Origin of the sequence: Streptomyces cyaneochromogenes (assembly GCF_003963535.1) — a bacterium.
Lineage (GTDB): Bacteria > Actinomycetota > Actinomycetes > Streptomycetales > Streptomycetaceae > Streptomyces > Streptomyces shaanxiensis.
This window is the reverse complement of sequence record NZ_CP034539.1, coordinates 8753177-8767870: the sequence shown is the minus strand read 5'-3', so window position 1 is coordinate 8767870 and position 14694 is coordinate 8753177. Positions and strand designations below refer to the sequence as shown.

The 14694-nt window shown below is 71.7% G+C and carries 14 protein-coding genes; 4 read left to right on the top strand and 10 right to left on the bottom strand.

Annotated elements, in window-relative coordinates; all coding sequences use genetic code 11:
• Positions 1–7: 7 nt before the first annotated feature.
• On the bottom strand, positions 8–406 hold the full coding sequence (locus EJ357_RS39630) for a 6-pyruvoyl trahydropterin synthase family protein (RefSeq protein ID WP_031475993.1): 399 nt from the start codon (positions 404–406) through the stop codon (positions 8–10).
• 151 nt (positions 407–557) lie between these two features.
• On the bottom strand, positions 558–1541 hold the full coding sequence (locus EJ357_RS39625) for a zinc-dependent alcohol dehydrogenase (protein ID WP_126396474.1): 984 nt from the start codon (positions 1539–1541) through the stop codon (positions 558–560).
• A 108-nt stretch (positions 1542–1649) separates the two neighbouring features.
• On the opposite strand from EJ357_RS39625, the gene EJ357_RS39620 reads away from it, so the two are divergent.
• A complete protein-coding gene (locus EJ357_RS39620; RefSeq protein ID WP_126400635.1) occupies positions 1650–2411 on the top strand; it encodes a CDP-alcohol phosphatidyltransferase family protein in 762 nt (253 codons plus the stop codon).
• Positions 2412–2855: 444 nt separating this feature from the next.
• Here the strand turns inward: EJ357_RS39620 and EJ357_RS39610 are convergent, their stop codons facing one another.
• Genes EJ357_RS39610 through EJ357_RS39595 form a run of 4 tightly spaced genes read right to left on the bottom strand, consistent with a single transcriptional unit; the run spans position 2856 to position 7936 of the window.
• Positions 2856–4082, bottom strand: a complete 1227-nt coding sequence (locus EJ357_RS39610) for an MDR family MFS transporter (RefSeq protein ID WP_126396470.1) — start codon at positions 4080–4082, stop codon at positions 2856–2858.
• Positions 4079–5875, bottom strand: a complete 1797-nt coding sequence (locus tag EJ357_RS39605; protein WP_126396468.1) for an ABC transporter permease subunit — start codon at positions 5873–5875, stop codon at positions 4079–4081. The genes EJ357_RS39610 and EJ357_RS39605 overlap by 4 nt, the downstream gene beginning before the upstream one ends.
• A 3-nt stretch (positions 5876–5878) precedes the next feature.
• On the bottom strand, positions 5879–7396 hold the full coding sequence (locus tag EJ357_RS39600; protein ID WP_228472751.1) for an ABC transporter substrate-binding protein: 1518 nt from the start codon (positions 7394–7396) through the stop codon (positions 5879–5881).
• A gap of 3 nt (positions 7397–7399) precedes the next feature.
• On the bottom strand, positions 7400–7936 hold the full coding sequence (locus EJ357_RS39595; protein ID WP_126396466.1) for a GNAT family N-acetyltransferase: 537 nt from the start codon (positions 7934–7936) through the stop codon (positions 7400–7402).
• Positions 7937–8118: 182 nt separating this feature from the next.
• On the opposite strand from EJ357_RS39595, the gene EJ357_RS39590 reads away from it, so the two are divergent.
• From EJ357_RS39590 to EJ357_RS39580, 3 genes are all read left to right on the top strand, one after another.
• Positions 8119–9066 (top strand): ATP-binding protein, encoded by a 948-nt coding sequence (locus EJ357_RS39590; RefSeq protein ID WP_126396464.1) that lies wholly within the window; start codon positions 8119–8121, stop codon positions 9064–9066.
• Between the two features lie 49 nt (positions 9067–9115).
• Entirely contained in the window at positions 9116–9508 is a 393-nt protein-coding gene (locus EJ357_RS39585; protein ID WP_126396462.1) for an SCO5389 family protein, read from the top strand.
• Positions 9509–9640: 132 nt separating this feature from the next.
• Positions 9641–9964 (top strand): hypothetical protein, encoded by a 324-nt coding sequence (locus EJ357_RS39580; protein ID WP_126396460.1) that lies wholly within the window; start codon positions 9641–9643, stop codon positions 9962–9964.
• Positions 9965–9998: 34 nt separating this feature from the next.
• Here the strand turns inward: EJ357_RS39580 and EJ357_RS39575 are convergent, their stop codons facing one another.
• Genes EJ357_RS39575 through EJ357_RS39560 form a run of 4 tightly spaced genes read right to left on the bottom strand, consistent with a single transcriptional unit; the run spans position 9999 to position 14545 of the window.
• The gene (locus EJ357_RS39575) at positions 9999–11357 is read right to left on the bottom strand and encodes a GH1 family beta-glucosidase (protein ID WP_126396458.1); all 1359 of its coding nucleotides are present in this window, start codon (positions 11355–11357) and stop codon (positions 9999–10001) included.
• Positions 11358–11386: 29 nt separating this feature from the next.
• Entirely contained in the window at positions 11387–12226 is an 840-nt protein-coding gene (locus tag EJ357_RS39570) for a carbohydrate ABC transporter permease (protein WP_126400629.1), read from the bottom strand.
• 7 nt (positions 12227–12233) lie between these two features.
• Positions 12234–13223: a carbohydrate ABC transporter permease gene (locus tag EJ357_RS39565; RefSeq protein WP_126396456.1), complete on the bottom strand. Its 990-nt coding sequence runs from the start codon at positions 13221–13223 to the stop codon at positions 12234–12236.
• A gap of 5 nt (positions 13224–13228) precedes the next feature.
• Positions 13229–14545 carry an ABC transporter substrate-binding protein gene (locus EJ357_RS39560; RefSeq protein ID WP_126396453.1) on the bottom strand — a complete coding sequence of 439 codons (1317 nt, stop codon included), beginning with the start codon at positions 14543–14545 and terminating at the stop codon, positions 13229–13231.
• Positions 14546–14694: the final 149 nt, after the last annotated feature.

Below are 14694 nucleotides of genomic sequence, written 5' to 3'. Positions count from 1 at the left end.
GTGTCGGTCACAGCGCACGCTCGTAACTCGCCCACGCGACATGCGACTCGTGCAGCGTGACGGTGAGCCCCGCGAGACCCTTGGCGCCCTCGCCCAGCGCGCCCTTCTCGATCCGCTCGGCCAGCCGGTCGGCGATGACCTTGGCCAGGAACTCGGTGGAGGTGTTGATCCCCGCGAAGTCGGGTTCGTTGTCGAGGTTTCTGTAGTTCAGCTCCCCGACGACGGCACCCAGTTCCCGGGTGGCCAGCCCGATGTCGACGACGATGTTGTCATCGTCCAGCTGCTCACGCCGGAACGTGGCGTCCACCAGGAACGTCGCTCCATGCAGGCGCTGCGCGGGTCCGAAGACCTCGCCGCGGAAGCTGTGGGCGATCATGATGTGATCGCGGACGGTGATGCTGAACAACGGACGACCCTCCAGGTGCGGTGCGCTCCTCATCCCCGCTGATCCGTGCCGGGGATGTCGTGTAGTACGGCTCTTCGCTTCCCCGTGTTCAGCCGCCTCTCACTCTTTTCTCAGGTCAGGCGCTCTTGTCGTCCGGGAATGAACGAGTCCGTCAGGGCGTGTCCGCGTACCTGACGCGGTGACAGAGGGCCGGGATCTCCCCGGAGGTGAGCTTCGGCATCAGCTCGGGCAGCTCCGCGAAAGCGCTCTCCCCCGTGATGAGCGCGTCGAGGGCCGGGTCGGCGAGCAGTTCGAGGGCCAGCGCGAGCCGGTCGGCGTAGGTACGGCTGGCGCGACGGGCCGGGGAGACGGTGCCGACCTGGCTGCTGCGGATGACGAGCCGTCGGGAGTGGAAGGCCTCGCCGAGCGGCAGGGCGATCTGCCGGTCGCCGTACCAGCTCAGTTCGAGGACCGTGCCCTCGGCGGTGAGCAGTTCCAGGGAGCGGGTGAGGCCCTGCTCGGTGGCGCTGGCGTGGACGACCAGGTCGCAGTCGCCCAGCGCCTGCTCGGGCGAGGCGAATCCGATGCCGAGGGCCTCGGCGACCTCGGCCCGGCGCGGGTCGGCGTCGACCAACTGCAGGCGTACGCCCGGGAAGCGGGCGAGCAGGGCGGCGACCGAGCAGCCGACCATGCCGCCGCCGACCACGGCGATCCGGTCGCCGACCAGGGGAGCCGCGTCCCAGAGCGCGTTGACGGCGGTCTCGACGGTGCCGGCGAGGACGGCTCGTGCGGCGGGCACGGTGTCCGGTACGACGGTCACGGCGCTCGCGGGGACGACGTACCGCGTCTGATGCGGATGCAGGCAGAAGACCGTACGGCCGACGAGGGTCTCGGGGCCCTCCTCCACCACCCCGACGCTGAGATAGCCGTACTTCACCGGTGCGGGGAACTCGCCCTCCTGGAACGGCGCCCGCATGGCCGCGTGCTGACTCTCCGGGACGCCGCCGCGGAACACGAGTGTCTCCGTGCCCCGGCTGACTCCCGAGTACAGCGACCGCACCAGCACGTCGTTCTCGCCGGGCTCCGGAAGGGCGACCTCCCGGAGTTCTCCTTCACCCGGAGAGCTGACCCAGAACGCACGTGCGGTGCGGTTCATCGGATTCCTCCTGAACGATCGTGAAGCTGTGCACGTACCGAGGAGTGCACAGGTCGCGCACAGTACGCGGCCTTGATCGACTCTGTCACCTGGCCGGAGGAATGTGCGGTGGCCCTGAACAACACTTACGACGCGAGGCTGGTCCAGCAGGAGACCGCTGTGGGAGCGGGCGTGCAGATCCTGTTGCTGGCCCTGCTCGGATCGGCGATCGGCATGGGGCCGGCGGGCTGGCTGACCGGCCTCGTCTTCGCCATCGCCACCTGGGCGCTGCTCTCGCTGGCCCTGCACCGGTCCAGGCTCCGCTCCTTCGGCCCGGCCAACCGGGTCACCCTGGGCCGCGCGACGCTGGTGGGCGGTGTCACGGCGCTGGTGGCGGACTCCTTCTTCCAGAGCTCACTGCCCGTCACGCTCTTCGTGGGTCTGACCGCGGTCGCCCTGATCCTCGACGGCGTGGACGGCAAGGTGGCCCGCCGCACCGGCACGTCCACGCCTCTGGGCGCGCGCTTCGACATGGAGGTCGACGCGTTCCTCATCCTCGTCCTGAGCGTGTACGTCTCGATGTCGCTGGGCCCCTGGGTCCTCCTCATCGGCACCATGCGCTACGGCTTCGTCGCCGCCGCCCGCGTCTGGCCCTGGCTGAACGCCCCGCTGCCGCCGAGCACGGCCCGCAAGACGGTCGCCGCGATGCAGGGCGTGTTCCTGCTGCTGGCCGCGTCCGGGTACCTCCCGTACGCGGGGACGTTCGCGGTCGCCGCGCTGGCTCTGGCGGCGCTGGTCTGGTCGTTCGGCCGGGACATCCTGTGGCTGTACCGGACGTCGAGGACGGAGCGGGTCTCCGTGGCGGAGGTGCGGGAGCTGGTGGCGTCCTGAGCGGTTGGCTGGTGGGCGTGCGGCAGACGGTGGTTGCGGTGGGATGCCTGCGGCGGCCTGTGCGGGTGGGGTGGGGGTGCGCGTAGCGCCTGCGGGTGGGTTGTGGGTCGGGGCCGTGCCGGGGGGTGTCCGTCCTCGGACCGGCGGCTGGACTTAGGCCAAGAGGTGCCGCGTGTTGACGCCGGCCACTGCGGGCGGACACCCCCCGGCACGTCCCCTTCCCGCCGTACGCGACCGCCGGGTGCGTGGGGGTACGCCCCTCCCCGGTGGGCCGTCACCTCTGGACGCCGGTCCCGGCATTTCAGCCCGTCCGGCGTTTGAGGACGAGGCCCATTCGGGGCCGAAGCGGGGGTCTGGGGGCGGCAGCCCCCAGGGACGGGACGGGTAGGGGCGGCGGGGGCGAGAACAATGGGGCCTCAGGCGCGGCGCCCCGCCTGAGCGTCTTTATCTGCGCGGCAGCAGGCCGATCGCCGCCAGCGGTACGGCCGCCAGCGCCAGCCACGGCACGGCGGCGGGCAGGCCGGTGTCCAGGAGGGTTCCCGTCACCGAGCTGCCGAGCAGGACGATCAGGCCGGAGACCGAGGACAACGCGCCGGTGTAGAGGCCCAGTCGGCCCTCCTCGGCGAGATCGGGCACCCAGGCCCGCGCCACCGGGGCGACCAGCATCTGGCCGAAGGTGAGCAGGACGACGAAGCCGGCCGCGGGCAACAGACCCGCCGTGCCCGTCCAGTCGGCGGGCCGCGCCGCGGCCACGACCGCGAAGCCCGCCGCGATCAGCAGGAGTCCGGCCACCATGGACCGGCGCAGCGTGAGCCGGTCCCCCACCCAGCGGGTGACCGGCAGCTGGGCGACCACCACCAGCAGCGAGGACAGGGCGAACAGCCAGGCCAGCGCCGTCTGGGAGCCCGTGGCACGCTCCACCTCGTCGGGGAGGGCCAGGTAAAGCTGGTTGTAGGCGAGCAGGTAGGCGCCGTACGCGCAGCACAGCGCGAGGAAGCGGCGGTTGCGCAGCAGCTTGCCGATGCCGCCGCGGAGCCGGACTCCCCCGCGCCCGGGTATGTGCTGCGGCAGCAGCCAGGCGTGCCCGGCCAGGACGAGCACGAAGATTCCGGCGCCGGCGAGGCACACCGTACGGAAGTCCACCGACAGCAGCAGCGCGCCCAGCAGCGGTCCGACGAACGCGCCCGCCTGTCCCGCCACGGTCAGCAGTGCGAGGACGCGGGTGCGCGAGCCGCCGCCCGACTCCTCCCAGACGACGGCCTGCCGGGCCACCTCTGATTCCACGGCGGGCGAGAACAGCGCGGCGGCGAATCCGATGAGCAGCACCGCGCCGATGACCGCCCACGTCTCCTGCGCGTAGCCGAGCCAGGCGAACCCGGCGATCCGCAGCACGCACCCCGCGAGCACGACCGGGCGGATCCCGTAGCGGTCGGCCAGCGCCCCGCCCACCACGAACAGGCCTTGCTGGCTGAAGGTCCGTAGCCCCAGCACGAACCCGACCAGCCAGCCCGCCATGCCGACGGCCTGTCCGAGGTGCTCGGCGAGGAAGGGCAGGACGGCGAAGAAGCCGATGTTGAAGGCGAGTTGGGTGAGGATGAGCAGGCGGAGGAGTGGGGAGAGGCGGGGGCGGTCGGGGGCCGCCTTGCGGAAGCCGAGTACCGTCGGCGTCATCGGGTGGTCACCAACTCCCGTGTCTCTGGGCGCTGTTCGGGGACGGGCAGGGTGGTCTCGGCCCGACCACCGCGACGCGGCGCGCGCTGTGCGGCTCCGGCCGACGTCACCGCCAGCGCCCCCAGCAGGGCCAGTACGGCGGCGGGGGCGAGGACCGCCCAGGGGGCACGTTCGGCGTAGGGCTGGTTCTCGGCGAGGAGCAGGCCCCATTCGGGGGTGGGCGGCTGGGCGCCCAGGCCGAGGAAGGCGAGCGAGGCGAGGGCGAGGGCGATGCCGGGCAGGCGGAGCAGGGCGTGTCGGGTGACGGGCGGCAGCACCGCGGGGAGGAGTTCGTGGCGCAGCAGGTACCAGGGGCCGGCGCCCAGGGCTCGGGTCGCGGCGAGGTGGAGGGCGGCGCGTTCCTGCCGGAGCAGGGCGGAGGTGTGGGCGGCGAGCGGTGCCCAGGCGACGGTGGCCACGGCGAGCGCGGGCGTGGCGGTTCCGCTGCCGACGACCGCGGTGACGAGCAGGGCGACCAGGACCGGCGGCAGCGCGGTGACGGTGTCGACGAGCGGGCCGGAGAGCCGGGGCAGCAGGCCGAGCGCCACTCCGGTGAGCAGGGTGGCCGCGGTGATCGCCAGGGCGAGCAGCAGGGTGTCGAGGGCGCCGTGGCCGACGCGGGCGAGGACGTCCCTGCCGAGGGCGTCGGTGCCGAAGGGGTGTGACCGGGACGGGGCAGTGAGTCGCTCGGTGGTGTCCAGGGCCAGCGGGTCGCGGGGCAGGCCGAGGGCGATGACGCCGACGAGCAGGCCGCCGTATGCGAAGGGCAGGAACCGGCGGCCGGGCGGTGCCGGCCGGTGCAGGGACGGCAGTGCGCCGTCGCGCAGGGCGGGGCCGATCAGCAGGCGGGTGAGGAGGTGGGCGAGTGCGGCGGCGGCCGCGGCGAGCAGGACGAGGGCGAGCGTGCCGGCCTGGAGGACGGGCAGGTCCTGGGCGAGGGCCGCCTGCAGGGTGGTGCGGCCGAGGCCGGGGATGTCGAAGATCTGCTCGACGGTCACCGCTCCGCCGGTGATGCCGACGACGAACAGGCCGGTGTTGGGCAGCAGTCCGGGCAGGCAGCGGCGCAGGGCCTGGCGGGCGACCGTGCGGCCGGGCAGTCCGCGTGCGGTGGCGGCCAGCGCCCAGGGCTCGGCGAAGGCGCCGGGGAGAAGGTCGTCGAGGAGCCGGCCGAGCACGGCGCCGGCGGGGAGGCCGAGGGCGAGGGCGGGCAGGATCGTCCACTGGGGCCCGTACCAGCCGAGGGCGGGCAGCCAGCCGAGCTGTACGCCGACGACCGTGGCGAGGACGGACGCGGTGAGGAACTCGGGCAGCGCGGCGAGGACCGCCGAACCGCTGCCTCCCGCGCGCCGCCCGTCGAGCCGCCGCCGTGCGCCGAGCCACAGGGTGCGGGCGCAGATCAGCGCGGCGGTGCCGGCGGCGACCGCGAGGGCCACGGCCATCAGCAGCAGGGAGACGCCGAGGGCCTGGAGCACGGCGGGCGTGACCTCGCTGCCGGAGATCCACGACCGTCCGGCGTCCCCGCGCCACAGCCCGCCGAGCCACTCACCGAGCAGGTGGAACGGGCCGGCGTCCAGGCCGAGTCGGTCGCGGATGTCCGCCAGCACCTCGGGCGTGGGGTCGCGGTCCGCCGACCGGGCCTTGAGCACGGTGAGCGCCGGGTCGGTGTGCGAGAGCCAGGGCAGTACGCCGATGGCACACACCAGGGCGGCCGCGATCCCCGCACGCCACAGGAGCGTGGCTGCCTGGCTCCGCATGGGTCAGCGCCGGGTGCCGGTGCCGACGAGGGTGCGCTCGTACGGGTCGAGGAGCGCGCCGGTGACGGAGGGCGCGACGCCGGTGATGATGCGCTGGTGGACCAGCGGTACGACGGCGTCGGTGCCGAGGATCCGTGCCTCGGCGGCCATCGCCGCGTCCTGCCGCTTCGCGGTGTCGGTGGCGTCCTCCGCCTCGGCCACGGCCCGGTCGACGTCCTTGTCGCAGAGCCGGGCGATGTTGTAGCCGCCGTCGCAGGTGTAGTCACTGGCCAGGACGGCGACGGGGTCGCCGGTGTCGACGAGGGTGTTGCGGGCGAGGACGAAGGCGTCGAACCTGCCGCCCAGCGCGTCGCTCTCCAGTCGCGAGTACTCGCGCACCTCCAGCGTGACGTCGAACCCGGCCTTCTCCAGCTGCTGCTTCAGCACCTGGGCGGCTTCCGGGAGTTCGGGCCGGTTGTCGTACGTGGCGAGCGTGATCCGTGTCCCGTCGGGCTCGCCCGCCTTCGCGCGCCCGATCGGCTCGGTCCGCTTGCCGGCGGCCCAGGTGACGGCGGGCCCGTAGATGCCGGCGCCCGCGTCGGCGTATCCCTCGTAGACGCCCTTGGCGAACGCGGAGGTGTCGACGGCCTGGCGGGCGGCGGCCCGCAGGGCGGCGTCCTTGAAGGGGCCCTTCTGCGTGTTGAGGAGCAGGCTCGTGGTGCGGGTGGTGGCGGTCGCCTCGCGGGTCGCCTTGTCGAGCGTGGCGGCCTGGGCGACGGGGATCGCCTCGGCGAGGTCGACCTGGTCGGTGCGCAGGGCGCTTGCGCGGGCGGTGCCGTCGGCGACGAACTTCACGTCGATGCCGGTGGCCTGGGCGCGACCGCCCCAGTAGTCGTCGTAGCGGTCGAGGGTGGCCGCGGTGGTGCCCATGACCTTGGTGAGTTCGAAGGGGCCGGTGGCGGTGCCGACCGGGTCGACTCCGTCGTCCTTGCCGTACGCCTTGCCGGCGAGGATGGCGAGGGAGGGGCTGGACAGGCGCAGCGGCAGGATCGGGTCCGGGTCCCCGGTGGTGATCCGTACGCCGGTGCCGCCCTCGGCCTTGGCGGTGAGGGTGACTCCGGACAGGGCGGCCGGGGCGGGCTTGGCCCGTGTGGCGTGGGTGAGGGCGGCGGTGACCGCGGCCGGGGTGACCTTCGAGCCGTCCTGGAAGGTGGCCTCGCGCAGGGTGAACAGCCAGGTGCGGTCGTCCTCCTGGCGCCAGGAGGCGGCGAGGGCGGGGGCGGCGGCGCCGTTGGCGTCCAGCGCGGTCAGGCCCTCGGTGATGCCGAGGCGGCTGAGGATGGTGGAGTCGGCGCCGTACGGCGAGAGGCCCTCGGCGGGCGGGAAGGCGAGGGCGACGCGGAGGCGGGAGCCGTCCTGGGCGCCGCCCGCCGCGTCGGTGCCCCCGCCGGAGGCGAAGCAGCCGGCGAGGACGGGGGCCAGGACGAGGGCGATGAGCGGCCGGAGGCGGCGTCGCACGGTCGGTCGCACGCTCTGTCGCACGGTCTATCGCTCCATCGGTATCTCGAAGTGGACGACGCCGTTCGCGCCGTCGCGGTCCTCGCGTTCGTCGTGCACGACCTTGCCGAGCGAGCGCCAGAAGCCCTCGGCGCCGGGCACCTTCGGGTCGGTGTGCAGATACACGGCGCGGTAGCCGCCGTCCGCCGCCGCGAAGGCGAGCAGTTCCCCGACGAGGCGGCGGGCCAGACCGCGCCTGCGGTGCTCGGCGCGGACGTAGACGCGGCGCAGCTGCGCGGTCGCGCCGGAGGGGTAGCGCTCGGCGAGGTCGCGCGGGTTCGGCGGGTGGGCCGGGCCTCGGGAGTCGAGGGCGGCGGTGGCCACGACGCCGTTGTCGCGCGGGTCGAGGGCGACGAGGAGGGTGTGGCGGGGCGGGGCCAGATAGGCGGCGGCCGGGTCGATGATGTCCGCGTGCCAGCGGGGCACGTAGCCGGTACCGAAGTCGCGGTAGACGGTGTCGAGCATCAGGGCTCGCGCACCGTCGAGGTCGTCCGGGCTCGCCGCCCTGATGCTGTAGTCACGCACTTGCACATCATATGCATTAAGTGCCAGGGGTGATCACGACGACCCTCGCGGCCACTCCAACCCCCTTACGGCTCAAGCGATTTGACAGTGATCGCGAGCCGCCGACACCCTAGCCACATGACATCCATTTTCAACAAGGGTACCGTGAAGGCCGCCCCGGTCGCGAAGGCGGGCCGCTGCTGATGCGCATCGCATTCGTCGGCAAGGGCGGCAGCGGCAAGACGACGCTGTCGGCGCTCTTCTCCCGCCACCTGGCACACTCCGGCGCGCCCGTGCTGGCCATCGACGGCGACATCAACCAGCACCTCGCCGAGGCCCTGGGCCACAGCGGCGACGCCCTGGACGCCCCGCCGCTCGGCGCCCATCTGCGGGACATCAAGGAGTTCCTGCGCGGCACCAACCCGCGCATCCCCTCCGCCGACGCCATGATCAAGACCACCCCGCCCGGCAGGGGCTCACGTCTGGTGACCCTGCTCGGCGACGACGAGCTGCACGCGCGGCACGTCCGGCGCGTGGGCGAGGTGCCGCTGATGGTGACGGGCGAGTTCGACGAGAGCGACCTCGGGGTGGCCTGCTACCACTCCAAGCTCGGCGGGGTCGAGCTCTACCTCGGCCACCTGGTCGACGGTCCCGGCGAATACGTGGTGGTCGACATGACGGCGGGCGCGGACGCCTTCGCGTCGGGCCTGTTCACCCGCTTCGACATGACGTTCCTGGTGGCGGAGCCCACGCGCAAGGGCGTTTCGGTGTACCGCCAGTACCGCGACCACGCCCGGGAGTTCGGCATCCGCATCGCCGTCGTCGGCAACAAGGTGACGGGCGAGGACGACCTGCTCTTCCTCAAGGAGGAGGTGGGCGACGACCTCCTCACCCACCTGGTCCACTCCTCCTGGGTCCGCGCCGCCGAACAGGGCCGCGAGCAGGGCGAGTTGGAATCCCACAACGTGCACGCCCTGAACGTCCTGCGCGAGGCGGTCGACGCCTGCCCCAAGGACTGGCCCACGGCCCACGGCCACGCCGTCGACTTCCACCTGCGCAACGCGCGCGCGTGGGCGGACGACAGGTCGGGCCACGACCTGGCCGCACAGGTGGACCCGGAGTTCGTGCCGGGCCCCGCGGCACTGGCCTGACCTCCCCCTGCTCCCCCGCACCCCCCGATCCCTGGACAGGAACCCCCGCATGTCTCTCGACGTCTCCCCGAAGCTCCTCGCCGAAGCCCAACACGGTGACATCCGCGAGGAGGACTTCGTGGACACCGTCCGCACCTCCCTGCCGTACGCCTACGACCTGATCGCCTCCCTCGCCGCCGAACTCCGCGACGGCAGGGCCGAGTTCACCGACAACCAGACCCCTCCGCCGTCCGAGAAGGAACGCGGCCAGCTCCTGCGCGCCCTCGCCAGCGACGCGATCCGAGGCAGCCTGGAGCGGCACTTCGGCGTGACCCTCGCGTTCCAGAACTGCCACCGGGTGGCGGCGTTCCGGCCGGAGTCCGCCGACGACGAGACCTACGCCCGCTTCACGTCCCCGCGCTCGCAGGTGCTGAACCAGTCGCCCGAGTTCCGGGACTGCTGACCCGCCCGCGGTCGGACCCGACGCCGTACGGTCTGCTCGACGCATGCCGTGTCGAGCAGACACCCGGGCCGACGAGCTGTGGCGTGCGAGACTTCGTCACACGAGGGACGCGAGAGTCGGGACGCAGGCCGCATGAACCCGCACGACACCCTGACGGACCCGGACGAACACGTTCGCTTCGCGGCCCACCTCGACGAGCTGCGGCGGGTAGCCGATGTCGACGAGGTCGACCTCGTCCGCCGCGTCCTCACCGACCCGGACCCGACGATGGCCCAGTCCGCGGTGCTGCGGCACCTGGACCGTCGAGCCGCCGGCCTGTGCCCCGACCCCGCCTACGAAGCGTGGGTACGGGCGACGGCCCAGGCAGTGAGCGGCCGCCCGTTCGCCGAGGCCGGCCGCACCAAGCGGATCCGCAACACCGCCGAAGCCGGCCTCGACCGCCGGACCGAGCGCTGACGTGCGATCCGTCGCGAAGAGTCCCCGCCCGGGGTCAGGCCGCGTCCCGGACTCGGCTGCGGTGTGCGCGCACGATCTGCGCGTACCGTCGGCCGCTGCCCTTGATCGTGCGCGCCTGCGTGCCGTAGTCGACATGCACCAGCCCGAACCGCTTGTCGTAGCCGTACGCCCACTCGAAGTTGTCGAGCAGCGACCAGGCGAAGTAGCCGGCCAGCGGTGCCCCCTTGCGGGCCGCGGACGCGCAGGCCGCGAGGTGCCGGACCAGGTAGTCCTGCCGCTCGGGGTCGTCGACCGTGCCGTCCGGGCGTACGACGTCCTCGTAGGCGGAGCCGTTCTCGGTGACGTACAGCTTGCGGGCGCCGTACTCCTCGGTCAGGCGGAGCAGCAGTGTCTCGATGCCGCTCGCGTCGATCTCCCAGTCCATGCCGGTGCGCGCGACGTCGGGGCGGCGGATCGCGCGGGCGTATGGGGCGGGGCCCGTGGGGTCGTCGGTGACGGTCGCCGGGAAGTAGTAGTTGAGGCCGAGCCAGTCGAGGGGGGCGGCGATCGTCTCCAGGTCGCCCGGCTGCTCGGGGAGTTCGACGCCGTACAGCTCACGCATGTCCGCCGGGAATCCGCGGCCGTGCACCGGGTCCAGCCACCAGCGGTTGGTGTGGCCGTCCATGCGGCGGGCGGCGGCGAGGTCCTCGGGGCGGTCGCTCGCGGCGTGGACGGTGGAGAGGTTGGTGACGATGCCCACCTCGGCGCCGGCGGCGGACGCCCGGATCGCCCGGGCGGCGAGGCCGTGGCCCAGAAGGAGGTGGTAGGAGGCCCGGACCGCCGCCGTGAGGTCCGTCAGGCCGGGGGCCATCGTGCCTTCCAGGTGGCCGATCCACGCCGAGCACAGGGGTTCGTTGAGGGTCGCCCAGTGCGTGACGCGGTCGCCGAGGCGTTCGGCGACGACCGAGGCGTACGCCGCGAAGTGCTCGGCGGTCGCCCGCTCGGGCCAGCCGCCCCGGTCCTGGAGTGTCTGCGGCAGGTCCCAGTGGTAGAGGGTGACGGACGGGGTGATGCCCGCCGCCAGCAGGCCGTCCACCAACTCGTCGTAGAAGGCGAGGCCCTTGGGGTTCGCGGGGCCGTTTCCGTCCGGGACGACTCGTGGCCACGCGATCGACAACCGGTAGGCGTTGGTGCCCAGTCGGCGCATCAGCTCGATGTCCTCGCGCCACCGGTGGTAGTGGTCGCAGGCGACGTCACCGTGGTCGTCGCCCGCGATCTTGCCGGGGGTGTGCGAGAAGGTGTCCCAGATCGACGGGGAACGGCCGCCCTCCGCCACGGCTCCCTCGATCTGGTACGCCGATGTGGCCGTGCCCCACAGGAAGTCGTGCGGGAGTGCGGCGAGGTCGATGGTCACTGAAGTCCCTTCGCGGACAGGAGAGTCGGTCACTTGACGGCTCCGGCCGTCAGGCCGGCGACCAGGTAGCGCTGGAGGAGCAGGAAACCGGCGACGACGGGGACGCTGACGACCAGCGAGGCGGCCATGATCTGGTTCCAGTACACGTCGTTGAGCGTCGAGTAGCCCTGGAGGCCGACGGCGAGGGTGCGCGTGGTGTCGTTGGTCATCACCGACGCGAACAGCACCTCGCCCCAGGCGGTCATGAAGGCGTAGACGGCGACCGCGACGATGCCGGGTGTCGCGGCCGGGACGACCACCCGGAACAGCGCGCCGAGCGGGCCGCAGCCGTCCACCAGCGCCGCCTCGTCCAGGTCACGGGGCACCGAGTCGAAGTACCCGATCAGCATCCAGATCGAGAACGGCAGGGAGAAGGTGAGGTACGTCAGGATCAGCCCGCCGCGGGAGCCGAACAGGGCGATGCCGGTGGCGTTGCCGATGTTGACGTAGAGGAGGAACAGCGGGAGGAGGAAGAGGATGCCCGGGAACATCTGCGTGGACAGGACGGTGACGGTGAAGACGCGCTTGCCGCGGAAGGAGTACCTGCTGACCGCGTACGCCGCGAACACCGCGATCACCACCGAGCAGAGCGTGGCGGCGCCCGCCACGATCAGCGAGTTCACGAAGTACCTCGCGAGCGGCACCGTCGACCAGATGTCGACGTACGGGCGGATCGTCAGGTCGCTGGGCAGCCAGCGGAACCTGCCCGTGACGTCCGCGAGCGGCTTGAGCGAGCTGGAGACCATGACGTAGACGGGGACCAGCACGAAACCGGTGAGCAGGGTGAGGAAGATCCGCCGGGACCAGAGGAAGGAGCGCGGCGGAGCCATGGGCGAGTCAGACATGCCTGGTCCTCCGTCCGCGCGAGGTGAGGACGAGATACACACCGGTCACCACGAGCAGGAACAGCAGCAGGAGCACGCTCATCGCGGAGCCGCTGCCGAAGTTCCAGGTGACGAAGCCGGCCTGGTAGATGTGCACCGAGATGAGGTCCGCGGCCTCGGGGGCCGTCTTGCCGAACAGGACGTACGGCGTGTTGAAGTCGTTGAACGTCCACAGGAACAGCACCAGGACGAGGACCTGGTTGACCGGGCGCAGCGACGGCAGGGTGATGCGGCGCAGCTGCTGCCACATGCCCGCGCCGTCCAGGGCCGCCGCCTCGTACAGCTCCTTCGGGATGTTCTGCAGGCCTGCCATGACGATGAGGAAGGCGAACGGCCAGCCCTTCCACACCGAGACCGTCAGCAGCGCGACGAAGCTGTTGTCGCCGATGAGCCAGAAGGACGGCTTGTCGGTGAGGCCGAGCTGGTCGTGCAGGACGTGGTTCACCAGGCCGTTGTCGTGCTGGAACATGAACACCCAGGTGATGACGGCCGTGTAGACGGGCAGCGCGTACGGCACCAGGAACAGGGCGCGCAACAGACCCCGGCCGCGGAAGGTGTCCTGCATGTAGATCGCGGCGGCCGTGCCGATCAGCCAGCACAGGCCGACCGAGAGCAGCGTGAAGGCGACGGTGACCAGGAACGAGTGGAGCAGCGCCTCGCCCACGGGGGCGTTGAAGTCCACCGACATCCGGTAGTTGTCCAGGCCGTTCCAGGGCGCGGTGGTCCAGTCGCGGATGTAGAACTGGGTGAGTTCCTTGAAGCTCATCGCGATGCCGATGACCATCGGCACCAGGTGGACCAGGAGTTCCAGGAGCAGGGCGGGCAGGAGCAGCAGGTACGGCAGTCCGACGCGGCGGATCCGCCCGGGACGGCGGCGGGGGCCGTCCGCCGTCCCGGGGGAGCTGTGACGCACGGCGGTCTCCGCGGGGACCGTGGTCGTCATCGTGCTCACTTCGTCGGCATCTGCTGCTGGGCCTTCTCAAGGGCCGCCTTCACCGAGTCGGTGGTCACCGCGCGTCCGGCGGCGGCGTCGGCGAACAGCTCCTTGATGGCCGTACCGACCGCGGTCTCGAACTGGGACTCGTCGGCGACCTGAGGGGCGGCGACGGCGCTTCCCGCGAGGGTGTCCTTGAGCACGGCGTTGGCGGGGGTGTTGAAGGCCTGGTCCGACTGCGCGCCCTTGACCGGCGGGATCGAACTGTAGGCCTCGTTGAGGATCTTCTGCTCGGCGTCGCTCGTCATGAACTTCACGAACTTCGTGGCGCCGTCGAGGTTGTCGGTGTTCTTGAAGACGGCCAGGTTGATGCCCATGACCATGGAGTTCACGCCGGTGCCGGCGCCGGGGGTGCCGGACTGGACGGGCACGGGGGCGACACCGTAGGCGTCCTCGCTCATGCCCTGCGACTTGAGGTTGGCGGAGGCGGACTGCCACAGCAGCATCGCCGTCCTGCCCTTGGCGAAGTCGCTCACGGACTGGTTCTGTGCGTACTCGGCGTTGCCGGGCGCGATGATCCTGTCCTTGGCCATCAGGTCGACGAACTGCTTGACGCCCTCGACGGCCTGGTCGGAGGTGAAGTCCGGCTTGCCGTCGGCCGTGAAGAAGTCGGCGCCGTGCTGCTTGGCGAAGACGACGGCGTGGTGGATGTTCTCCGACGGGTTCGAACCCTCCACGCCCAGGCCCCACTTGCCGTCCTGTGACAGCTTCCTGCCGTCGGCTATGAGCTCGTCCCAGGTGGCCGGCGGCTTCGAGATGCCCGCGTCGGCGAACATCTTCTTGTTGTAGTAGAGGGCGTACGCCATCGAGTACAGCGGCACCGCGGCCGGGTCCTGGCCCTGCGCTCCGGTCGAGCCGAGCGCCGAGTCGACGAACCGGTCCTTGCCGCCGATCTTGTCGAGGTTCCCGGCGTTCCACGGCAGCAGCGCCCCGGTGGCCTGGAGGGAGGCGCTCCAGGTGTTGCCGATGTTGAGGACGTCGGGGCCCTGCCCGGAGGTGGTGGCGGTGAGGATCCGGTTGAGCAGGTCCGACCAGGGCACGACCTCCAGCTTCACCTCGATGCCGGTCTGCTGCTCGAACTTGTCGAGTTCGGGCTGGAGGACCTTCTTGTCGACCTCGATACTCGCGCCCTGGTTGGACGCCCAGTAGGTGAGGGTCTTCGGCGAGTCGTCGGACCCGCCGCCCGTCGGCGAACCGCCACCACAGGCCGAGGCGGCCAGGGCGAGGGACATGGTGACGGCGCCTACGGCTGCGGCTCGGATGCTGCGCATGCTCCTGATGGCCCTTCCGGGAAGTGCAATCACGGCTTAATTTAGAGCGTGAGTTAAGCCTCGGAAGGCGGGCGCGTCAAGGGTTTTGACACACTCTCGGAACTTCCGCCGCGCGTCTTGACTCAGCCGTTGACCGGTTGAACCAGTCG

Coding starts and splice junctions, on each gene's coding strand:
- EJ357_RS39625 (WP_126396474.1), bottom strand. CDS start 1,541: ATGAACCGCACCGCACGTGCGTTCTGGGTCAGCTCTCCGGGTGAAGGA.
- EJ357_RS39610 (WP_126396470.1), bottom strand. CDS start 4,082: ATGACGCCGACGGTACTCGGCTTCCGCAAGGCGGCCCCCGACCGCCCC.
- EJ357_RS39605 (WP_126396468.1), bottom strand. CDS start 5,875: ATGCGGAGCCAGGCAGCCACGCTCCTGTGGCGTGCGGGGATCGCGGCC.
- EJ357_RS39590 (WP_126396464.1), top strand. CDS start 8,119: ATGCGCATCGCATTCGTCGGCAAGGGCGGCAGCGGCAAGACGACGCTG.
- EJ357_RS39585 (WP_126396462.1), top strand. CDS start 9,116: ATGTCTCTCGACGTCTCCCCGAAGCTCCTCGCCGAAGCCCAACACGGT.
- EJ357_RS39580 (WP_126396460.1), top strand. CDS start 9,641: ATGAACCCGCACGACACCCTGACGGACCCGGACGAACACGTTCGCTTC.
- EJ357_RS39570 (WP_126400629.1), bottom strand. CDS start 12,226: ATGGCTCCGCCGCGCTCCTTCCTCTGGTCCCGGCGGATCTTCCTCACC.
- EJ357_RS39565 (WP_126396456.1), bottom strand. CDS start 13,223: ATGACGACCACGGTCCCCGCGGAGACCGCCGTGCGTCACAGCTCCCCC.
- EJ357_RS39560 (WP_126396453.1), bottom strand. CDS start 14,545: ATGCGCAGCATCCGAGCCGCAGCCGTAGGCGCCGTCACCATGTCCCTC.